13 protein-coding genes are annotated in these 21,666 nt (G+C 67.8%); 4 read left to right on the top strand and 9 right to left on the bottom strand.

Annotated features, from left to right (window positions below; translation table 11 throughout):
- Positions 1 to 8: 8 nt before the first annotated feature.
- The 4 genes from malQ to N4261_RS14980 form a co-directional block, all read right to left on the bottom strand.
- Positions 9 to 1,532 (bottom strand): 4-alpha-glucanotransferase, encoded by a 1,524-nt coding sequence (gene malQ, locus N4261_RS14965; protein ID WP_261756093.1) that lies wholly within the window; start codon positions 1,530 to 1,532, stop codon positions 9 to 11.
- Positions 1,533 to 1,614: 82 nt separating this feature from the next.
- A complete protein-coding gene (glgX, locus tag N4261_RS14970; RefSeq protein WP_261756094.1) occupies positions 1,615 to 3,735 on the bottom strand; it encodes a glycogen debranching protein GlgX in 2,121 nt (706 codons plus the stop codon).
- A 141-nt stretch (positions 3,736 to 3,876) separates the two neighbouring features.
- Positions 3,877 to 6,075, bottom strand: a complete 2,199-nt coding sequence (gene glgB, locus N4261_RS14975; RefSeq protein ID WP_261756095.1) for a 1,4-alpha-glucan branching protein GlgB — start codon at positions 6,073 to 6,075, stop codon at positions 3,877 to 3,879.
- Positions 6,076 to 6,112: 37 nt separating this feature from the next.
- On the bottom strand, positions 6,113 to 8,722 hold the full coding sequence (locus N4261_RS14980; protein WP_261756096.1) for a glycogen/starch/alpha-glucan phosphorylase: 2,610 nt from the start codon (positions 8,720 to 8,722) through the stop codon (positions 6,113 to 6,115).
- 311 nt (positions 8,723 to 9,033) lie between these two features.
- Here N4261_RS14980 and N4261_RS14985 point away from each other — a divergent pair, with 311 nt between their 5' ends.
- The 4 genes from N4261_RS14985 (at position 9,034) to malG (ending at position 13,968) form a co-directional block, all read left to right on the top strand.
- Positions 9,034 to 10,134 carry an ABC transporter ATP-binding protein gene (locus N4261_RS14985; RefSeq protein WP_261756097.1) on the top strand — a complete coding sequence of 367 codons (1,101 nt, stop codon included), beginning with the start codon at positions 9,034 to 9,036 and terminating at the stop codon, positions 10,132 to 10,134.
- 104 nt (positions 10,135 to 10,238) lie between these two features.
- Positions 10,239 to 11,402 carry a maltose/maltodextrin ABC transporter substrate-binding protein MalE gene (gene malE, locus N4261_RS14990; RefSeq protein WP_261756098.1) on the top strand — a complete coding sequence of 388 codons (1,164 nt, stop codon included), beginning with the start codon at positions 10,239 to 10,241 and terminating at the stop codon, positions 11,400 to 11,402.
- Positions 11,399 to 13,060 carry a maltose ABC transporter permease MalF gene (gene malF, locus N4261_RS14995; protein WP_261756099.1) on the top strand — a complete coding sequence of 554 codons (1,662 nt, stop codon included), beginning with the start codon at positions 11,399 to 11,401 and terminating at the stop codon, positions 13,058 to 13,060. Before malE ends, malF begins: the two co-directional genes overlap by 4 nt.
- Positions 13,061 to 13,077: 17 nt before the next feature.
- Positions 13,078 to 13,968: a maltose ABC transporter permease MalG gene (gene malG / locus N4261_RS15000; RefSeq protein WP_261756100.1), complete on the top strand. Its 891-nt coding sequence runs from the start codon at positions 13,078 to 13,080 to the stop codon at positions 13,966 to 13,968.
- A 57-nt stretch (positions 13,969 to 14,025) separates the two neighbouring features.
- Here the strand turns inward: malG and N4261_RS15005 are convergent, their stop codons facing one another.
- From N4261_RS15005 to N4261_RS15025, 5 genes are read right to left on the bottom strand one after another with little or no spacing between them, the layout of a single operon-like run.
- Positions 14,026 to 15,318 carry a YcaO-like family protein gene (locus tag N4261_RS15005; protein WP_261756101.1) on the bottom strand — a complete coding sequence of 431 codons (1,293 nt, stop codon included), beginning with the start codon at positions 15,316 to 15,318 and terminating at the stop codon, positions 14,026 to 14,028.
- A complete protein-coding gene (locus N4261_RS15010) occupies positions 15,302 to 17,365 on the bottom strand; it encodes a S8 family peptidase (RefSeq protein WP_261756102.1) in 2,064 nt (687 codons plus the stop codon). The genes N4261_RS15005 and N4261_RS15010 overlap by 17 nt, the downstream gene beginning before the upstream one ends.
- Positions 17,362 to 18,909 carry a radical SAM/SPASM domain-containing protein gene (locus N4261_RS15015; RefSeq protein ID WP_261756104.1) on the bottom strand — a complete coding sequence of 516 codons (1,548 nt, stop codon included), beginning with the start codon at positions 18,907 to 18,909 and terminating at the stop codon, positions 17,362 to 17,364. Before N4261_RS15015 ends, N4261_RS15010 begins: the two co-directional genes overlap by 4 nt.
- A complete protein-coding gene (locus tag N4261_RS15020; protein ID WP_261756105.1) occupies positions 18,906 to 20,753 on the bottom strand; it encodes a RiPP maturation radical SAM C-methyltransferase in 1,848 nt (615 codons plus the stop codon). Before N4261_RS15020 ends, N4261_RS15015 begins: the two co-directional genes overlap by 4 nt.
- A 42-nt stretch (positions 20,754 to 20,795) precedes the next feature.
- Positions 20,796 to 21,188 carry a hypothetical protein gene (locus N4261_RS15025; RefSeq protein WP_261756106.1) on the bottom strand — a complete coding sequence of 131 codons (393 nt, stop codon included), beginning with the start codon at positions 21,186 to 21,188 and terminating at the stop codon, positions 20,796 to 20,798.
- Positions 21,189 to 21,666 lie beyond the last annotated feature (478 nt).

Here is a 21,666-nt window from a genome sequence, read left to right on the forward strand (position 1 = left end):
GACGAATTTCACCCCGGCAGATGGGCCCCGGCAATCGGGGCTCTCCCGCTGGTCGCAGCGATCAACCCGAGCACCCGGCCGGGCTCGGCGCCGACCATGTCCCAGGTGAAGCGCCAGCCCCAGTTGCCGCCCAGGATGCCGGGGATGTTCATCCGGTGCTCGCTGCCCAGCCCCAGCACATCCTGCAGCGGATAGACCGCGATGTTGGCCACCGAATTGGCGCAAGCCCGGATCATGGCCCAGTGGATGTCGTGCTCCCCGCAGGCCAGATAGGACCCGGCGAAGGCGCGCTCGCGCGGACCGGCCTGGTTCCACCAGCCGCGCACCGTGTCGTTGTCATGGGTGCCGGTATAGGCCACGGCCGCACGGGGCCAGTTGTGGGGCAGGAACTCGTGGCTGCCGTCGCCACCGAATCCGAACTGCAGGATCTTCATCCCGGGGTAGTTCAGCGCATCCCGCAGTTCGTGAACATCCGGCGTGATGAAGCCCAGGTCCTCGGCCACGATCGGCAACTCGCCCAGCGACTTGGCGATCGCATCGAACAGCGCCTTGCCCGGACCGGTTTTCCATTGGCCGCGGGTCGCATCGGGACTGTCGGCGGGAATCTCGTAATAGGCCGCGAACCCGCGGAAGTGGTCGATGCGGAACACGTCGGCCGAGGTCAGCGCCCGTTGCACCCGGGCGCTCCACCAGCGGAAATGCTCATGAGCCATCTTGTCCCAGCGGTAGAGCGGATTGCCCCAGCGCTGGCCGGCGGCGGACATCGCATCCGGCGGCACGCCCGCGACCACCGTGGTCTGGAAATTCTCGTCCAGTTCATAGAGATCGGGGCGGGACCAGCAGTCGGCGCTGTCGTGGGCGACGAAGATGGGCAGATCGCCCATGATGCGCACGCCGCGCGCATTGGCATAGGTTTTCAGCGCCGCGCATTGCACGTCGAAGCACCACTGGACAAACTGCCAGAACGCGACCTCTTCCGCATACTGCTCGCGGGCGGTGGCCAGGGCCTTGGGCTCCCGGGCCGCGAGGTCGCGCGGCCATTCCCACCACGGCTGACCGTTGCGCGGCGAGCGGATCGCCATGAACAGCGCATAGTCCGGCAGCCAGTGAGGCTGCGAGGCGCACCAGGCTTCATAGGCCTCCCGCTCCGCCGGCAGCGCCTGGGCGAAGAAGCCGGCGGCGGCGGCGCGCAGTTGCTGTTCACGCCAGGGCAGGACGCGGCCGTAGTCGACCTGACGGGCATCGAAGCCCTCCGCCGGCAGCACCGGTGCGGCCAGCCAACCCTTCTCGACCAAGGGCTCCAGCGCCACCATCCACGGGCTGCCGGCGAAGGCGGACACGCCCTGATAGGGACTGTCGCCCGGTCCGATCGGCGTGCTGGGCAACCACTGCCACAGGCCCTGGCCGGCGCCTTGCAGCCAGTCGACGAAATGGTAGGCCTCCGGCCCGAAGTCGCCGATGCCGTGCGGCCCGGGCAGCGAGGTGATGTGCAGCAGCACGCCGGATTGGCGCTGGTTCAGATCGATGGTCATGGGCGTCTCTGAGGGTCGAGTTGTTGGGTAGGGCGCGTCGGTGCCAGATGGCGATGTCAATGGCTGAGCGGCTGACCGCGCTTCAGGCCTGCAGCAGCAGCAAGCTGCGTGCGGGCACGGTGAAGGCGCGATCCACCAGCGGGCCGGGCATCGATTCGCCGCTGCTGTCCAGCAGCAGGGTCCAGCCGCCCTGCCCCGCTGCGGCCTGCGGGCCGGCCGGGAGCGCGGCCTTCATCGGGTGAGCATCCGGGTTGAAGATCAGCAGCAGCGCTGGCGCATCCGCGTGAGCGGCATCGCGCAACAGCGCAGCCAGGCCGTGGGCGCAGGGATCGTGCCAATCCTGGTGGCGCATTTCGTGGCCATCGGGATGGAACCAGCGCAGCGACACCTGCTCATCACAACCCGCGCCGGCGAACCATTGACCATGGCGCAGCAGGGCATGGCTGCCGCGCAGCCGCAGCAGCTCGCCGACGAAGGCCATCAGCGACGCATCCGCCCGGGGCCAGTCCAACCAGCCGATCTCGTTGTCCTGGCAGTAGGCGTTGTTGTTGCCGCCCTGGCTGTTGCCGAACTCGTCGCCCGAATACAGCATCGGCGTGCCCTGCGCCAGCAGCAGCGTGGCGAGCATCGCGCGCCGGGCCCGCTCGCGGGCGGTGCGCACGACGGGGTCGTCGGTCTCCCCCTCCACACCGAAGTTGCCGCAGAGCTCGCCGTCGCGTCCGTCACGGTTGTCTTCCCCGTTGGCCTGGTTGTGCTTGCGGGAATAGCTCACCACATCGTGGAGGGTGTAGCCGTCGTGCACCGAGAGGAAGTTGATCGAGGCCTGCGGCGCTCGTTGTCCATGGTGAAAGACATCGCTGGACGCGGTGAAGCGCCGCGCGAACTCGCCCCGACCGATGGTGGCGCCGTTGGGGCCGTGGCCCAGCCAATAGCCGCGCACCGTGTCGCGGAACTTGTCGTTCCATTCCATGAAGCGGCCAGGGAAGCGACCCAACTGGTAGCCCTCCGGCCCCGCATCCCACGGCTCGGCAATCAGATGGACCTGCGACAGCAGCGGATCCTGTCTCAGCGCGGTGTAGAACGCCGACTGCGGATCATGGCCGCTGGCGGTCCGACCCAGCACCGGCGCCAGGTCGAAGCGGAAGCCATCCACGCCCATGTCGGCGACCCAATGCCGCAGCGAGTCCAGCACCAGTTGCGTCACCCGCGGATGCTGCACATTCACCGTGTTGCCGCAGGCGCTGAAGTTCTCCAACCTGGACGGATCGGCGGGATCGAGCCGGTAATAGCTCTTCTGGTCCAGACCGCGCAACGACAGCGTCGGGCCGTGCTCATTGCCTTCGGGCGTGTGGTTGTAGACCACGTCCAACACCACTTCCAGCCCCGCCTCGTGCAGCGCGGCGACCATGGCGCGGAACTCCGCCGCCACCGCCGCCGGATCGTGCCGCACCGCGCCGGAGGCCAGCCGCGGATCCGGGCAGAAGAAGCCCAGCGTGTTGTAGCCCCAGTAGTTGCGCAGGCCGGTGCCGGCCAGGTGCGGCTCATCCAGTGTGTATTGCACCGGCAGCAGCGACAGTGTGGTCACGCCCAGACGCTTGAAATGCGCGATCGCCGCCGGATGGGCCAGGGCGGCATAGCTGCCACGTAGCGCTTCCGGAATGTCCGGATGCCGCATCGAGAAGCCCTTCACATGCACCTCGTACAGCACCACGTCGCGCGGGGCATGGCGCGGCGCCTGCGCGCGGGGATCGGGTCCGTGGCGCGGCGCGGCCACTCTCGCTTTCAAGGCCCAGGCGGCGTTGTCGCGCTCGTCCAGCGCCATCGGTCCGTCGGGATGACCCAGCGGATAGCCGTGATGTTCGGCCCGCCATTCGAAGCAGCCGACGATCTCCCGCGCATAGGGGTCGAGCATCAGCTTGTGCGGATTGAAGCGATGACCCTCCTGCGGCGCATGCGGACCGTGCGCCCGCAGACCGTAGACCATTCCGGCCGACGCGCCCGGCAGGAAGCCGCTCCAGACGCCATCCACCGGCCCGTGCAGCGGATAGCGGCGCAGCTCCTGCCGGCCGTCGGCATCGAACACGCACAGCTCGATCCGGTGGGCGTGCTCGGAGAACACGGCCAGGTTGACGCCGCCGTCACGGACGTGGGCGCCCAACGGCTCATGGCGACCAGGGAGCAGGAGTTCGGGCAAGGCGTTCATGGGGCGCGGTGACGAGGCGGTCAGTGGGAAATTGATGAGGGGGCGATGGACGTGATGCGAGGGCTTGAGGCGGATGGCTTGAGACCGATGGCGTGAAGCAGATGACGTCGACGGTCAGCGGGTTGTGCCTGCGCGCCGGTGTCACACCCGCCCCAGAAAGATCGTGGCCAGCGGCGGCAGGTCCAACACCAGTTCGCCGTCCGTCACCTCCATGTGTCGCTCGACATCGCCGATGCCGCTGCCGCCGTACCGGCGCGCATCGGTATCGAGCAACACCCGCCATGAGGACGAGTCGGCACGGTCGGGCACGCGCGTCGGCAGCGGAATGCGATAGCGCTCGCGCGGCACCGGCGTGAAGTTGCAGATCGCGACGACCGGCCGCTCGTCATCGTCATACCGCGCGAAGGCAAAGACCGATTGCTCCCGATCCTCCGCCTGCAGCCATTCGAAGCCCGCGCTGTCGCAGTCCTTGCGGTGCAAGGCGGGCTGGGCGCGGTACAGGCGGTTCAGGTCGCCGACCAGGCGCAGCACACCGGCATGGCGCTCGTCATCCACCAACGCCCACGGCAGCGGCTGCTCGAAGTTCCATTCGCTGCGTTGTCCGAATTCCTGGCCCATGAACAGCAGCTTCTTGCCGGGGTGCGCCCACATGAAGCCGTAGTAGCTGCGCAGATGCGCGAAGCGTTGCCAGTCGGCCGGATCGCCCGGTTCGCCGGGCATCTTGCCGAGCAGCGAGCCCTTGCCATGCACCACTTCATCATGGGAGAGCGGCAGCACGAAGTTCTCGTTGAAGGCATAGACCAGCCCGAAGCTGATCTTCTCGTGGTGCCAGCGGCGATGGATGGGCTGCTCACGCATGTAGTGCAGCGTGTCGTTCATCCAGCCCATGTTCCACTTGTAGTGAAAGCCCAGCCCACCCAGCGAGGTCGGCGCGGACACTCCCGGAAAGGCGGTCGACTCCTCGGCGATGGTGATGAAGCCCGGCGCCTCGCGCCCCAGCAGCTCATGGGTGTGACGCAGCAGTGCGATGGCCTCCAGGTTCTCGCGGCCGCCGTGGATGTTGGGAATCCATTCCCCGGGCGGGCGCGAATAGTCGCGATACAGCATCGAGGCCACCGCATCCACCCGCAGCCCGTCCAGCCCGTAGCGCTCCGCCCAGAACAGCGCCGCGCCGGCCAGGAACTGGCGCACCTGCGGCTTGCCGAAGTCGTAGATCAGGGTGTGCCAGTCGCGGTGCCAGCCCTCGCGCGGATCGGCATATTCATACAGCGGCGTGCCGTCGAACTTGCCCAGGCCATGCGGGTCTTCCGGGAAATGCGCCGGCACGAAATCCAGCAGCACGCCCAGGCCGGCCGCATGGCAGGCACGGACGAAGCGGCGCAGGCCGTCCGGGTCGCCGAGCCGGGCCGTGGGCGCATGCAGGCCCAGCGTCTGGTAGCCCCAGGAGGCATCGAACGGATGCTCGGTGATCGGCATCAGCTCCACATGGGTGAAGCCCAGCCCGGCCGCATACCCCGGCAGTTCGCGGGTCAGCAGCGCCCAATCGGGAAAGCCGTCATCGGTCCGGCGCCAGGACATCGGATGCAGCTCATAGATCGAGATCGGCGCATCACGCCGATTGGCCGCCGCACGCGCGGCCGACAAGCCCATCGGGGCCGGCAGTCCGGCGATGACGCTGGCGTTCTCCGGCCGCATCTGCGCCCGGAAGGCATAGGGATCGGCCTTCAGCGGCAGCAATCGGCCCTCGCCATCCAGCAGCTCGAACTTGTAGAACTGACCGCGTTTGGCCTTGGGGATGAAGATCTCCCAGACACCGGCCTCATGGCGACGACGCATCGGATGCCGACGGCCATCCCAGCGGTTGAAATCACCAACCACGCTCACCCGCCGCGCCGCGGGTGCCCAGACGGCGAAGCGCACGCCGTCCACGCCGTCCACCGCCATGGGATGCGCGCCCAGCCACAGCCAGGGACGCGGATGCTCGCCGCGTGCCAACAGCGCCAGCTCGACTTCGGGCAGCAGCGCACCAAAGGCATAGGCATCGGGCAGCACCCGCTCCACGCCGTCGTCACCGGTCACCGCCAGCCGATAGTCGAAGCGCTTGCGGCGGCGCGGTACCGGCAGCTCGAAGAAGCCGCTGCCGGGTCCCGCAGGCTCGGCCAGGTCGCCCAGCCGCTTGCCGCTGTCGGCATCCAGCACGCTGACGCTGCGCGCGCCGGGCTGCACCGTGCGCACCCACAGACGGCCGCTGCCGTCGTCGGCCTCATGCAGACCGAGCACGGCAAACGGGTCGCCGTGCCGCGCCTGCAGCAAGGCCTGGATCGCTTCATCGGCGAGCATGGGATCAGGAGGAAGTTGAGGGTCGCGGAGTCCGGCCTCAGCCGAGGCTCTTCACCGACCAGACGCGGTCGACGTAGTCCTGAATGGTACGGTCGGACGAGAACATGCCCATGCCGGCGATGTTCAACACCACCCGCTCGGCCCAGGCCTGCGGATCACGGAACAGGGCATCCACCCGCTCCTGCGCCTTCACATAGTCGGCGAAGTCCGCCATGAGCAGGTAGACGTCCTCGCCCAGCAGCTTGTCGATCAGCGCGCGGTAGCGGCCGCTGTCGCCCAGCGAGAAATCGCCACGGGCAATCGCGTCGATGACGGCCCGCAGCGGCGGGTTCTTCTCCACATGATGGCGCGGCTCGTAGCCCTGCTGCTTCAGCGCCTCCACCTCGTCGGTGCGCAGGCCGAAGGTGAACATGTTGGCTTCACCGAAGGCTTGGGCCATTTCGATGTTGGCGCCGTCCCAGGTGCCGATGGTCAGGGCGCCGTTGAGGGCGAACTTCATGTTGCCGGTGCCCGAGGCCTCGGTGCCAGCGGTGGAGATCTGCTCCGACAGGTCGGCGGCGGGGATGATGGTTTCGGCCAGCGACACGCCGTAGTTGGGCAGGAAGACCAGCTTGAGCCGGTCGCCCACCCGCGGGTCGCTGTTGATCACCCGGCCCACATCGTGCGCGAGCTGGATCACCGACTTGGCCATCACATAGGCAGACGCCGCCTTGCCGGCGATCACCACGGTGCGCGGCACCCAGCCGGCCTGCGGATTCGCCACGATCGCCTGATAGCGGCTGATGACATGCAGCAGGTTGAGCAACTGGCGCTTGTATTCGTGGATGCGCTTGATCTGGACATCGAACAGGCTGTCCACCCGCACCGTCACGCCGAGTTCGCGCTGGATGCGGTCGGCCAGTCGCTGCTTGTTCTCGCGCTTGACCGCCTGCAACTCCGCACCGAAGGCGCGGTCGCTGGCCAGCGGACGCAGGTCGGCCAGTGCGTCCAGGTCCTTGCGCCAGGCGGGGCCGATGCGCCGGTCCAGCAGCGCGGACAGCGACGGATTGGCCTGCTGCAGCCAGCGGCGCGGCGTGACGCCGTTGGTGACGTTGTGGAAGCGCTCCGGGAAGATGCGGGCGTAGTCGGCAAAGATGGTCTGCACCATCAGGTCCGAATGCAGCGCCGCCACGCCATTGACGCGGTGCGACGCGACGATGCTCAGCGCGGCCATGCGCACCCGGCGCTCGCCGTGTCCGCCGTGGCCACCGTGGTCACCCTGCCCCTGCCCTTCATCGATCAGCGAGACGCGGCGCAGCAGATCGTCATCGCCCGGGAAGCGCTGCTTCACCTCTTCCAGGAAGCGGTGGTTGATCTCGTAGACGATTTCAAGGTGACGCGGCAGCAGCGCTTCAACCATGCGGACCGGCCAGGTCTCCAGCGCCTCGGGCATCAGCGTGTGATTGGTGTAGCTGACCGCTTGGCGGGTGATGGCCCAGGCCTGATCCCAGCCCACTGCGTGCTCGTCCAGCAGCAGGCGCATCAGCTCGGCCGGGGCCAGCGCGGGATGGGTGTCGTTCAGATGGATCGCATTGGCGCGACCCAGCAGGTCCAGCGAGCCGAATTCGCGCAGGTGACGCGCGATCAGGTCCTGCAGCGACGCGCTGACCAGGAACGCCTCCTGCTTGAGCCGCAGCAGGCGGCCCGATTCGGTGCTGTCGTCCGGATACAGCACCCAGTTGATCGCATCGGCCTGCACCCGGTGCGCGGCGGCGGCGGCATGCTCACCCTGGCAGAAGACGGCAAAGTCGATCGGCGCCAGCGCCTGGGCCTGCCATTGGCGCAGCGTCGAGACCCGCTCGCTGTGGTGGGCCGGAACGATGAAGTCATAGGCCTGGGCCACCAACTGCTCTTGCGGCAGCCAGCGACGGGCGCCATGGGCCTGCACCTCCACCCGGCCGCCGAAGCCGACCGGATAGCGCAGCTCCGGCCGCGGGATCTCCCAGGCATTGCCCAGCGCCATCCAGTCATCCGGCGCCTCGATCTGACGGCCGTGCTGGATGCTCTGCTTGAACATGCCGTACTGATACCGCAAGCCATAGCCGAAGGACGGCAATCCCAGCTCGGCGAATGAATCCAGGAAGCAGGCCGCCAAGCGACCCAGTCCGCCGTTGCCCAGCGCGGCGTCGTTCTCGCGCTCCAGCACATCGGGCAAGGACTGGCCCTCGGCGGCGAAGGCGGCGCGCAGGGTGTCGTCCAGCTTCAACGCAGCCAGCGCATTGCCGAGCGCGCGCCCCATCAGGAATTCCATCGACAGGTAGTGCACGCGCCGCACCGCGGCCGCCGGGCCGCGTGCCGCATCCGCCGCCTGGGTCTGCGCCCACCGCTGGCCGAGCAGCTCGCGGCAGGCCTTCGCGGCGGCACGCATCAGGGCCTGCGGGCCGTCTGCCGTGCCGGCGATCAGGCGCTCGCGCTGCAGCGCCTGCCCGAAGGCGGCGATCAGTGCGGGCGAGGCGGCCGAGGCCGCGCCGGCGGTGAGCGACGCCTTCGCCGGTGCCAGGTCCTGCGCGGTGGCCGACGAGGCATCCGGCAGCGGGCGGGGGGAAGCGGCAGTCGTCATGGCATTACCGGTCGAGTTGGGGGACAGGGCATGGGCGGCGACGGTCATAGGGTGTTCAGCGATGAGGGCGACCCAGGTCGACCTCTACAGTCGGGAGGACGATTTGGAGTATCCCTCAAGCCCGTCGAATTCATGTAGTTTGACTACATCGGGTTATCCCGAATGATGATGCAAGTGATTGATTTTGATGGATTCAACTTCGAACACGAGGGTGTAGCCGCGTTGTGAATCGGCAAGGTGGCATGTATATTCTCTACAAACAGCACGCCTCGGCGAGCGCCTTCGCGCCCCCCGGGCCTGCATGCACACCAACGAGTGAGACAGGCGGCACCCCACCGGGTGGCCGCGGAGGTATTGAAGTGGCGGATGTGAAGCTGCAAGCCGTGGCCAAGGCCTATGGCGAGACCCGGATCCTGCATGGCATCGACCTGGAGATTCGGGACGGCGAATTCATGGTCTTCGTCGGCCCGTCGGGCTGCGGCAAGTCCACCCTGTTGCGGACCATCGCCGGTCTGGAGGACATCACCGGCGGCGAACTGCGCATCGGTGGCCGGCTGGTCAATGACGTGCCGCCAGCGGAGCGGGGCATCGCGATGGTGTTCCAGAGCTATGCGCTCTATCCGCACATGAATCTCTACGACAACATGGCCTTCGGCCTGAAGCTGGCCAAGGTGCCGAAGGACGAGATCGATCGCGCGGTGCGCTACGCCGCCCGCATCCTGCACATCGAGCATCTGCTGGAGCGCAAGCCCAAGGACCTGTCGGGCGGGCAGCGACAACGGGTGGCCATCGGCCGCGCCATCGTGCGCAAGCCGGAGGTATTCCTGTTCGACGAGCCGCTGTCCAACCTGGATGCGGCCCTGCGGGTGCGCATGCGCTATGAATTCGCCAAGCTGCATGAGGACCTGAAGACCACCATGGTCTATGTGACCCATGACCAGGTCGAGGCGATGACCCTGGCCGACCGCATCGTGGTGCTGAGCGCCGGCAAGATCGAGCAGGTCGGCACGCCGATCGAGCTGTATGAGCATCCGGACAACCTGTTCGTCGCCGGCTTCATCGGCAGTCCGAAGATGAACCTGATCGAGGCTGAAGTCACCGAGGCCGCCGCCACCCAGGTCGTCGTCCGGCTGGGGACCGGCGCCATCGTCCGCGCGCTGGTGGATGGCGCCCGCGCCCGCCCTGGCGACCGCGTGACCCTGGGCGTACGCCCGGAGCATTTCCAGGTGGGCGGCGACAGCAACCTGATCGACACCACGGTGACCTTCGTCGAATCGCTCGGCGGCACCACGCATGCCTACTGCGCCTATCCCGGCGTGGAGGACGCGCTGACCTGCGAATTCGACGGCCGCACCCGCGTGCGCGCTGGCGACAGCCTGTCGCTGCAACTGCCGCCCGACGCCTGCTATCTCTTCGATGCGCAAGGGCTGGCCTTCCAGCGCCTGGGGGTGCCCGCATGACGGGGGCTCGCGCTGATCAGACGCGCCCCGCGCGGCGATCGATGGCTTCGACTGCATCCCGGCCCTCGTCCCTGGGACGGACCTGGGGCCCACGGGCGGCGGTCTTGGTTCTGGCCGTGCTGTTCGGCCTGCCTGCGGCCCAGGCGCAGACCGCGCCCAAGCTGCTGGTGTGGATCAATGGGGACAAGGCCTACAACGGCCTGCAGAAGGTCGGTGACGCCTTCGAGCGGGTCTCCGGCGTCAAGGTGGTGGTGGAGCATCCGGTCGACGCGCCGGAGAAGTTCACCCAGGCCGCTGGCGCCGGCAAGGGACCGGACATCTTCTGCTGGCCGCATGACCGCGCCGGCGAATGGGCCAAGGCCGGCCTGCTGACGCCGGTGCAACCGCGCCGCGCCTTGTTCGAGGAACTGGAACCCACCACCTGGCAGGCCTTCCGCTACCAGGGCCGCTACTGGGGCTATCCCATCGCCATCGAGACCACCGGTCTGATCTACAACAAGGCGCTGGTGGCAAAGCCGCCCAAGACCTTCGACGAGGTCATCGCGCTCGACAAGATCCTCCGGCAGCGCGGCAAGCACGCCATCCTGTGGGACTACAACAAGAGCTTCTTCAGCTGGCCGATCTTCGCCGGCGCGGGCGGGGTGATCTTCGCGCGTGATACGCAAGGCGACTTCGACCCGCGCCAGGTCGCGGTGAACAACGCCGGCGCCCAGCAGGCCGGCCGGATGCTGGAACGGCTGATCAAGGAAGGCGTGATGCCGCGCGGCGCCCGCTATGCCGAGATGGAATCGGCCTTCGCCCGCGGCGAGGTGGCGATGATGGTCTCCGGTCCCTGGGCCTGGGACAACGCCCGCAAGGCCGGCATCGACTTCGGTGTGGCGCCGATTCCGGCGGTGATCGCAGGCCAGCCGTCCAAGCCCTTTGTCGGGGTGCTGGGTTGCATGATCGCGGCCCCGTCCAAGCACAAGGACATTGCGCGGGAGTTCATCGAGCAGCACCTGATGCGGCCCGCCGCGCTCCAGGTGCTGGACAACGACGTGCCCATCGGAGTGCCCGCCAACAAGGCCTTCTACCAAACGCTGGCGGTCAATCCGCTGATCCGCGCCAGCATGGAGAACGCCCGCCTCGGCGAACCCATCCCCAACATCCCTGAGGTGGGCCGCTTCTGGACCGCGATGGACGCGGCGCTGGAAGCCGTCACCAATGGTCTCCAAAGCCCCAAGGACGCGCTGGATGGCGCCGCCGGACGCATGCTGCTCAAGCAATGAACGCCACCACCGCCTCCACTTCGGCGCTCGCCGCCACCCTGCCCGACTCGCCCCTGGCCGAGGCTTACAGCCGCCAGGCGCCGGGCCTGCTGGAACGCCTGGCGCGCGGGCTGTATTGGCCGGTCGTCGCGCTGATCGCCTTGGCCGCCCTCTATCTCGTCTTCACGCTTTATGTCGCCGGCCAGACCTGGTGGGCGCTGGGCGCGATGGCGCTGTTCGGCAGCGGGTTTGCGGTCTATCTGTCGCAGGCCGGCTTGGCCTATCGCTATCTGTTTCCGGGCGTGACGGGGATGCTGCTGTTCATCGCCTTTCCGCTGGCCTACACCACGCAGATCGGCTTCACCAACTATTCGTCGGCCCACCTGTTGAGCCAGGAGCGGGTGCGCGAGTACCTGCTGGAGCAGCATGACGCGGTGCTGGACGAGGTGCGGGACTACAGCCTGCACGCCGACGGTGCCGCCTTCCGCCTGGTGCTGCGCGATCCCGCTACCGGCGCGGTGCGGTTCGTGTCGCCGTCGCTGGCGCTGCGGCAGGTCGACAAGCCGTTCGTCGTCACCCTGCAGGCCGCGCCCGACGCGGGCCTGCCGACGATGTCGGGCGGTGAGGTCCCGTGGGGGCCGGCGCTCTCATTGAAGGACCTGGTAGCCCATCGCGCCGCGCTCGCGCAACTTCGCCTGCACCTGCCCGGACGGACCGACGAGGCCGCCACCCTGCACTACCTGGGCCTGCGCGAATTCGGTCCGATCCGGCCGCACTTCCAGGAGCAGGCCGATGGTGCGCTCAAGCGCCTGGCCGACGGCGCGATCTTCCGACCCGATGCCAAGACCGGCTACTACCAAGGCGAAGGCGCAGCCGCCGGCACCCATCTGTCGCCGGGCTACAAGGTGATGGTGGGCGCGCAGAACTATGCGCGCATGGTGCTGGATGCGGAGTTCCGCGGGCCGTTCCTGTCCATCTTCAGCTGGACGGTGGTGTTCTCGCTGCTCACCGTGGTGTGCTCGACCGCGATCGGCATGATGCTGGCCGTGCTGCTGAACTGGGAAGACCTGCGCTTTCGCACCACCTATCGGACCCTGCTGTTCCTGCCGTATGCGGTGCCGGGCTTCATCTCGATCCTGGTGTTCAAGGGGCTGTTCAATCAGAACTTCGGCGAGATCAATGCGATCCTGGACGCGCTGTTCGGCGTGAAGCCGGCCTGGTTCGCCGATCCGCTGCTGGCCAAGACGATGCTGCTGATCGTGAACGTCTGGCTGGGCTATCCCTACATCATGATCCTGTGCGCGGGGCTGCTGAAGGCGATTCCCTCCGACCTGTACGAGGCGTCTGCGATCGCCGGCGCCGGGCCGCTGACCAACTTCTTCAAGATCACGGCGCCGTTGATCATCAAGCCGCTGTCGCCGCTGCTGGTGTCGGCCTTCGCCTTCAACTTCAACAACTTCGTGCTGATCGCGCTGTTGACCGATGGGCGACCCGATTACCTCTCCACCAAGATCCCGGCGGGACAGACGGACATCCTGGTCAGCTACACCTACCGCATCGCCTTCCGCGATTCGGGCACCGACTTCGGCCTGGCGGCGGCGATCTCCACGCTGATCTTCGTGCTGGTGGCGGCGCTGTCGCTGCTCAATCTGCGCCTGATGCGCAAAGCCAATCAATAAGGGAATAAGGGCCGGTCATGGCAATCGTTCGAGGCAAGCAAGCCCGCTGGCGCGTGTGGTTCGCCCACGGCCTGCTGTGGGTGTTCCTGGCGCTGACGCTGTTTCCGCTGCTGGCGGTGGTGTCGATCTCGCTGCGGCCTGGCAACTTCGCCACCGGCAGCCTGATTCCGACCGACATCAGCCTGGAGCACTGGAAGCTGGCGCTGGGCATTCCCTACCAGGCGGCGGACGGCTCGCTGGTGCAGCCGCCCTTCCCCGTGCTCACCTGGCTGTGGAACTCGATCAAGGTGGCGAGCCTCTCGGCACTGGCGATCGTGGGCATTTCCACCACCGCCGCCTACGGCTTTGCGCGGCTGCGCTTCCGGTTCAAGGGCGGGATCCTCAACAGCATGCTGCTGCTGCAGATGTTCCCGCCGGTGCTGGCCCTGGTGGCCATCTACGCGATCTTCGAAACGCTGGGCACCTTCGTGCCGTGGCTGGGCATCGAGACCCATGCGGGGCTGGTGGTGGCCTACCTGGGCGGCGTGGCCACGCACATCTGGACGATCAAGGGCTACTTCGACACCATCCCGATCGAGATCGAGGAGAACGCCAAGGTCGACGGCGCCAGCCACTGGCAGGCCTTCCGGCTGGTGCTGCTGCCGATGGCGGTGCCCATCCTCATGGTGGTGTTCGTGCTGGCGTTCATCGGCACCATCATCGAATACCCGGTGGCCTCGGTGCTGCTGCGGGAGGAAGGCAATCTGACGCTGGCGGTGGGCTCCAAGTACTTCCTGCACGATCAGCGCTTCCTGTGGGGAGACTTCGCGGCTGCGGCCGTGCTGTCGGGGTTGCCGATCACGGCGGTGTTTCTGCTGGCGCAGCGGTGGATCGTGTCGGGGTTGACCGCGGGTGGGGTGAAGGGCTGAACGCCAGAGCCCTCGGACGATGACTGCATGACGCCCGCACGGCCTGGCCGCAGCAGGTCACCCATCGGCCAGCAAGGCCCGCACCACTTCCAGTCCCAGGGCGCGCACATCGGCCGTTGACACCGTGCGCCATCGGATCGAGTGCGGCGCGAGTGCCTTCTGCGGCACCGCGTCGCGGTGCCGGGCATCGCTCAGCGCTGCCTTCAACCTGTTGGCGACGTCTTCATCGAACGCGGCCCGCAGCAGCGTCGATTCCACATCCTCTGCGGTCGAGATCAAGGCCGGGTGCCCACGTGCGGCCAGCAGGGTCATGTGCGCCTGCACATGCCGGGCCTCGCGCCGCGCCTTGCTCAGGGCCTGCTGCGCCGACGAATGGCACCCAAAGCCCAGCGCGCCGAAGGGCGGCCGATCGGCTGCGTACATCGCCACGGCCACATGACGCCAGGTCGCACCGAGCGCGACCCGGGCGACCACCACCGCCAGGCCGTCAGGCGCCGGCCGATCGAGCGGGGGATGGGGCGACATCGACCGCGCCATGCGCAGCCAGGGATCGATCACCCAGCGTTCGATGACCTCATCGACGGCGCGCTCCCGCGCATCGTGCTCGCTGCGGCCGCAGGCCAGGCCCACCGAGTCGCCGTGGTGAAACTGCCCCTCATGCGCGAACGGCAGGTACACGCGGTCCGCAGGCGCGAGCACCGCGCGTCCCCCGTCCAGCGGCCGAACCCGCACCAGAGGGGCTGAGGCCGTGGCGCCATCCCGACCGGTCTCGACCGGAGCGGCCTGCAGCTCATCGGCCCGCCAGAAGCCCGCGCAGTAGCGCTCCAACGCCTCGTAGATGGCACGGTCACGCGCGTCATTCGCATCACAGGAGGTGGCGGTGCCATTGCACAGCACCGGCACGCCGGCGGATCCGATCGTCCACGCCCCTCTTGCCAACGCGGTCCAGTGGCCCGGTGTGGCCTGAACCATCTGCACCTCCCGGATGAGCCCGGTTCGCGACGCGACGGCGTCCAGATGGCTGCGCGGAGCACGGGTCGCGCGGCCTCCGCAGTCCATGCCGCACGTCGCAGGAGCGATGAACGGCTGGGGCTGCGCATCCGGCATCATCTGGTGATCCCACAAGGCGCTGTCGCGCCAGTGGACGATGTCGCCCCCGGGCACGCGCAGCACCGACAACTGCCCCACCGCCAAACCGCTGGCCTGGCGACGCGCAGCGAAACAGGCCAGGCAGGACGCCTGCGGCAGGAACGGCCCGAAGGCGATCCGGCCCGGCTCGGGGCCGCACTCCTTGACCATGTGCCAGTCCGGCAGGCCGACGCGGATCTCCGGCTCAGCGCAGGGCACCATCGATCGTGGCCCTGACGCGTGAGAGCGTGCCGGCATCCATGCCCAAGAGCGCCGCCACCTCGTCCCAACTGGAAAAGACCGGCCGCAACAGCATGATGCGTGCGGTGATGGGTTTGATGCCGCAGGCGGCGCAGCGCTGCAGCATCTCGGTGCCGGAGAGCGGGAACGGCCCCGCGCCGGTGCCGGTGCCGGTGCCAGTTCCAGTTCCGGTACCGGGCGTGACCGGCGGTTCCGAAATCGGGCCAGGGTCGGCAGGAACTCGCAGCACGCGCAGCAACTCGGCCAGGTCCAGGACGCGCTCACCGGACGTCGTGCGGGTGGCCAGTTCCAGCTTCGCGCGCAGGTCGAGCGCGCTCAGATTGGGCATGAGCGACCAGGCCAGCGCGGCAGCCGCCGCGATCTGCGGCGCCGCGAAGGACGTCCCGGTGCGGGTGACCACGCCCCCGTCGGGCGTGCCGCAGATCAAGGGCACCGCATCGGTTCCCCCGGGCGCCATGAGGTCCACCTGCGGCGAGACGTTGCTGTAGGGCGCGCGGCGACCGTCATCCCCGACCGCGCCCACCGACACCGTCTGCGGATAGTCCGACGGAAAGTGGGGATGGTCCTTCACCAGTCCCTCATTGCCCGACGAGCAGACGATCAGTGCCCCGGCAGCGGCGAGGTCCGCGATGGCCAGCCGGATGAGCGCCACATCTCCCGCTGTCCGCCAGCTCAGGTTGACGACCAGACGGCGTCCGTCGCGCGCCCAGGGCACGAGGCTCATCAGCGCCGCCCGACGGCTGGCATAAGCGCCTGGATCGGCCCACAGCGAGACCTTCAGCGCCGCCAGCGAGCAACCGGGCGCCAGTCCCCAGACGCCCCGACCGCCGTTGCCCACGAGCAGCCCGGCCACGCTGGTGCCGTGGCCCAGCTCGTCGGCCAGTCCTTCGTCGGTGAAGTCGTAGGCCGAGCGCAGCGCCTGGGGTGCGGGCGGCTGGAGTCCGGCATGGGCCAGCGCCACGCCGCTGTCCACGCAGACCAGCGTCACCTCCGGGCTGCCTCGGGTGGCAGCCCAGAACACCGATGCCCTCAGGAAGTCCAGATTCCAGGGAAGACGCGTATCAGCTTCCGCTTCGGCTTCGGCTTCGGATTCAGCCTCGGTCTCGGTCTCGGTCTCGGTCTCGGTCTCGGTCTCGGTCTCGGTCTCGGTCTCGGTCTCGGTCTCGGTCTCGGTCTTGGCTTCGATGTCGGTGGCTGACGCGCGGGGCTTCGGTGGGCGCGGCGCGGCGGCATGAGGAGCGGCATCGCGGATCCGCACGCGGGTCGCCTCGACATCATCAAAGCCCAGCCAGGCGGGCTCGGCCGCCTCGATGCAGGGGGCCGCATTGAGCGCGAGCAAGGCATTCGACAGCGCGGCAGGTCCATGACGGCCATCACCGACCCGGGCCATGAAGAGCCCCTTCAGGGGATACGTCTTGTGCACCCGCAGGCCGAGGGTCTGCAGCAGCTCGCCCAGCACGGGGTCCTCGACCGCACAACGCGCCTGCACCTGCACAAACTCGGGGTGCAGATGCCGGCGCTGGCCCTGCGCGTCGACGAAAGACGGAAAGGACTTGATCCCGACCACCTCCCCGTCGGTCAATCGTGGCCGCTGGGCCCGCAATGTGTAGCGCGGCGTTGCCGGGCGATGCGCCGCTGCCGCTTCCAGGTCGGTGGTCGTGACCGGAGCGGCTTCCACGATCCACTCGTCCGCATCGACGGTGAATTCGGACCACTGCCCCGAGGCGGGATCGATATAACGCAGCCGCGAGACGGTGAAGAACCGCGCGAGTTGGGCGGCGCTGTGCGACCCGAGCGGCACCGTGTCGCTCACATCCTCGACCCGGTAGAACGGCCGCTGCGAGCGGATATGCGCCACTTCCTCGGCGCCCAGGCCGACATTGAGCAGCAGTTCGGCTTCGGCGAGATTGAGATCGAAGGCCTCCACGCTCGACGGCAGGCGCCGCCCTCCGGTGGCCGCCTGCATCGCGACGCGTTCCTGCTCACTGAGCGCGTCGGCGCGAATCATGTCGGCGCTCCGGCCACGACGGCGGCGAGCGGCCGCAACGCAGGCGCCTCGAACAGGTCGAACAGCGGCCCCATGCCGCAGCAAGTGCCCTGCTCGCCGGACGGTTGGAGGTAGCGCTCGTGAGGACAACCGCCTTGGCACAGGGCGAAGTGCCGGCAGGCGCGCAAGCGGGTCAGCCCCGCATCGGCCCGGCGCGCGATCGATTGAGCGCGCTCGCTGCGCAGCAGGTCACCGAGGTCGGTCTCGAACAGATTGCCGTAGACATAGGTCGCGTCACCGGTGTATTTGTCGCAATGGCTGACGCGGCCATCGGCTTCGATGGAGATGAAGGCGCCCACGCAGTTGCCGCCCAGTTCGCAGAACCCGGAGGGCTTGCCCGACACCAACTGCTGCACGGCGTCCAACTCACGGAGGTGGACGCGCGTCTGGCCCGCAGCGCTCGCCGCCCGGGCGCTGTGCTCGAAGTCGACCAGAAACCGAACGAACGCGGCGTGCGCGATGCCCCCGGTCTCGCCGGCCGCGGGCCGTTGCGGAATGAGCCCGACGTCGAGCAGTCCCAACGCCTGCAGGCTGGCATGCAGCGCGTCGGCGCCGCGTGCCAGCACCTCGGCGGTCACCACCATCAGCACGCCCGACAGCAGGTGCCGGCTGCGCAGCAGCTCCAGCCCGTGCATGGCGCGATCGAACGTGCCTCGGCCCAGCGCGTCGGGGCGGCTGCGGTCGTGCACTTCACGGGGCCCGTCGATGCTGACCGAGGCGCGGATGCCGAAGGTCTCCAGGACATCGAGCCAGGCTGCGTCCAGCAGGGTCCCGTTGGTCTGCAGGTGGTTGTGGACGGTCTGCCCGCCCTGCGCGAGGTGCGCCTGAATGGCCAGCAGGCGCAACATGCCGCGCCGGCCGAGCATCAAAGGTTCGCCGCCGTGCAGGACGAAGTCCACCGTGCCCTTGCCCAACTGCAGCGCCTGACCCACCGCACGAAGGATCAGGTGGAACTGGGAATGGTCCTGCGGCGCATCGCTCCAGTCATGGCAATAGGTGCAGCGCAAGTTGCACAGCCGGGTGACCTTGAGGATCACGCACAGATAGCCGCGGTACACCGACTTCGTGCCGGCACGGAGGTTCAGCCGCGTGACCTCGATCTCGCCCATGTCCTGTCTCGCTGCGGTCAGCTGGTCGATTTCGTCGGGCCAGAACAAGTCCGACAGCGGACAGGTGATCAAGCCGCCGAACGGGCGCCAGGCCCGCAGAAGACAGGCCTGGATGGCCGGCTGCAGCGCCTGCGGCGCGGTGCGCCACCGTTCCAGGAAAAGCCTGCACCAGCCGCCCGCCTTCAGGCCCCAAGCGCGAGGGGTCCAAGCGACCAGGCTGGATTCATCGGCCGGCAGCACCAGTGGACAGGCGGCCACCGCGGTCCCGACCAACGACTCGAAACGATCCAGCCGCGTCAACAGGTCGGCCGTCAACGGATGGTCGAGGGTGGCCAGCCATGCGCGCGCCGCGCCGCTCGACGTCCGCCATTCGACGCGGGACACGCTCGCATTCATGTCGGCGCTCTTTCGGGAACGGCCAGCGCCAGGGCCAGCGTGTCCTCTTGCATCATGAGCTCGCGGTCGACGAAGGCCTGCACGGCCTCGTGCACCCGCCCCACCTCGATGCCGGTGCTGCGCGCCACCATGTCGGCGCTGGTGGGACGATCGAGGAACGCCTGATAGACCGTGGCGAGCTCGTCACCGAGTTCATAGGCACCGGTGCGGTCGGGGGTGCGCGTGTCGGTGATTCGCACATAGCCCGGCGCCGACTGGCAGCTGAGCTGGGGCCGCGGCGTGCCTTTGGCCCAGGTGCGCCATTGCTCGATGAATTCGGCGATCGGATGAAACGTCTCGTCCGGCAACGCGCCCTGCACCGCGTAATCGAAGAAGTAGGCCGCTCGCGACAGATCCACGGTTTCGGGATAGACGTGGCGATACGACGCCGACGGTCGGATGTCGGTGACGCCGAGCAGTTCCCGTTGCGTGTAGAGCGGACTGAAGCGCTCCATCCAAAGGCGCCCGCAGCCGTCCGGTGGCTGGAGATGAACCAGCTTGGGCAACAGCGCGCGTTGTTCGTCGTAGTGCTCGCGCGCCTCGCCAGGGAAGCCCCACAGCAGGTTCCAGCTGACCCTGATGCCGTGGTAGCGGCACCACCGCAGCAGATTGACGTTCTGGATGCCGCGCACGCCCTTGCGCATCAGTTTCAGCACCGGTGACGAGAGAGACTCGATGCCAGGCTGGATGCGTCGGACGCCGGCGTTGGCAAGGGTGGCGATCTGGTCGGGCGTCAGATTGCTCTTCACCTCGTAGAAGATGTTCCAGCTGGCCTTGAGCTGCTGCATGATCGGCAGCACCGTCTGGAAGTAGGACATGTCGATGATGTTGTCGACCGTCTCGATGTGCAGGCTGCGGTAGTTGCGCGTCAGGGCGGTCACTTCATCCACAAACCGTTGTGGCGATTTGGACCGGAACTTCATCGTCCCGGCATTGAGTCCGCAGAACACACAGTGGTGCTTCTCGCCCCACCAGCATCCGCGTGCGCCCTCCACCGGCAGATCGACTGCGCGCCCGGCCTGACCATCGAAGAAACCCAGGCGCTCGGCGCGGGTGAAGTACTCGGCATAGTCCGGCACTGGCAGATCGTCCAGCCGCTCGAAGGGCTTGCCAACCGGTTGGTAGCGCACGCTGCCGTCGGGCCGGCGCGAGGCGATGCCTTCCACAGCGCCAGCGTCCTCCCCCTTGGCCATTGCCCTGAGCCAGCGGGGGAAGCTGTCATCGGCCTCGCCGATCGCGGCGAAATCGACGGCGGGTACGCTGCGCACATATTCCAGCCCCATCACATCGTCGAAGTTGGCGCCACCGAAGAGGGTCTGGATCCGCGGCTGCGCCTGCTTGAGCCATCGGGCCAGCGCGAACGACGCGGTGTTCTGCTGGAAGGTGGAGGTGAACCCGACGACCTCGGCATCAGCGGCCAGCACCGCTTGCCCGCAGGCACTCACGTAGGCCGGCACCACCGCATGGCGAAGACGCAGCAACCACGCCGGCGCATCGTCGATGTCCAGCCGCTGCAGCTCTGTGAAGAAGCTCGGCGGCAGATCCTGCAGCAGTTGCCCGTCGGGGTCGGGTGCCGATGCCCCGAACGCGGCCACCGAGAAGAGCCAGTCGCTGAGCTGAACACCTCGGTGCTGGCACAGCAGCTCATAGCGTTCGCTGCCGATCAGGACGGCGAAATCCAGATTGAGGTGGAGGGTGCTGCACCGCCAGCCGGCCTGCTCGGCCAGACCCTTGAGCAGGCCCGCCTGCAGCGACGGGCGCTTGGCCGATGCGAAGGGCAGATTGCACAGGATGATGGACGCCACGGCACACTCCTTCTTGACCGGGCGTCGATGCGTCCTGGCCGCTCAGCGGTATTGCCTGAGGCCCGGAATCTGGGAGAGACCCCGGACGTCGGCGGGACCGAGCTTGTTGTAGTCCTTGGACCAGGAGACGCACGCCACACCCACACCGATGGAATCGGACACCGGGCCCGCCGGATCCGTCCAGCCCGGGAGCGACTTGAAGGCATCCTTCAGACCGACCGACAGGCTGGGTAGCCGGCCGGGTGTGGACAGCACGCTTTTGACGTCCACGCCCTCGGTGTCCGCGCCGGCGTGGCCAGCGGATAGCGTCGCGCCGGCTGTGCCGATCAGACCCAGAAGCACCGCGTGCTCCTCGGGGCTCAGGACTTCGGCAAATTCATCCAGCTTGCGGGCCAGCGATTGAACCGTTTTCACTTCAAGTGAGGTGTCCGCCATTTCGTTCTCCAGGATATGAATCAGGTGCATCCGTGACCACAGAACACGGAGGCTTGCGCTGCAACCTTAGGGGTTTCGCACGACGAGCGCCGCAGCGGTTCGTTCGCCGACCGCGCGATCCACGAGCGCTGGCAGGGCTTGGGGGTCTTGCCTCGGATCGTCTGAGCGCGGGCCCAAAATTAGTTCCGGCGTCCGCCAAGCACATCACCAACCTTGATGAGCGGAATTCATCACACCACGCCAGGGCGGCGGGTGTGGCCAAGCGGGTTGCAATCGTCCGGACGCACCACCGGCAGGTCCCCTTGGCGCCGGTACCACCGGTCGATCGGCCGCGCCTCCGCCGCTGCGCACGTGTGAATCGTCGGACCGTCGATGACGTCATGTAGTCCTTCAGACATAGCGCCCATCTCCCGAGATGTCGATGCCTGTCAGCCCGCGGCCCGACAAAGTGGAAGCACATGACTTCCGAGTGCTGGAC

The organism is Roseateles amylovorans (assembly GCF_025398155.2).
GTDB lineage: Bacteria > Pseudomonadota > Gammaproteobacteria > Burkholderiales > Burkholderiaceae_C > Roseateles > Roseateles amylovorans.

Excerpts from the sequence above, each read along its gene's own strand:
- N4261_RS15015 (WP_261756104.1), bottom strand. The coding sequence starts at position 18,909 with ATGAATGCGAGCGTGTCCCGCGTCGAATGGCGGACGTCGAGCGGCGCG.
- N4261_RS14980 (WP_261756096.1), bottom strand. The coding sequence starts at position 8,722 with ATGACCGTCGCCGCCCATGCCCTGTCCCCCAACTCGACCGGTAATGCC.
- malQ (WP_261756093.1), bottom strand. The coding sequence starts at position 1,532 with ATGACCATCGATCTGAACCAGCGCCAATCCGGCGTGCTGCTGCACATC.
- malF (WP_261756099.1), top strand. The coding sequence starts at position 11,399 with ATGAACGCCACCACCGCCTCCACTTCGGCGCTCGCCGCCACCCTGCCC.
- malG (WP_261756100.1), top strand. The coding sequence starts at position 13,078 with ATGGCAATCGTTCGAGGCAAGCAAGCCCGCTGGCGCGTGTGGTTCGCC.
- glgX (WP_261756094.1), bottom strand. The coding sequence starts at position 3,735 with ATGAACGCCTTGCCCGAACTCCTGCTCCCTGGTCGCCATGAGCCGTTG.
- N4261_RS15005 (WP_261756101.1), bottom strand. The coding sequence starts at position 15,318 with ATGGTGCCCTGCGCTGAGCCGGAGATCCGCGTCGGCCTGCCGGACTGG.
- N4261_RS15025 (WP_261756106.1), bottom strand. The coding sequence starts at position 21,188 with ATGGCGGACACCTCACTTGAAGTGAAAACGGTTCAATCGCTGGCCCGC.
- N4261_RS15010 (WP_261756102.1), bottom strand. The coding sequence starts at position 17,365 with ATGATTCGCGCCGACGCGCTCAGTGAGCAGGAACGCGTCGCGATGCAG.
- glgB (WP_261756095.1), bottom strand. The coding sequence starts at position 6,075 with ATGCTCGCCGATGAAGCGATCCAGGCCTTGCTGCAGGCGCGGCACGGC.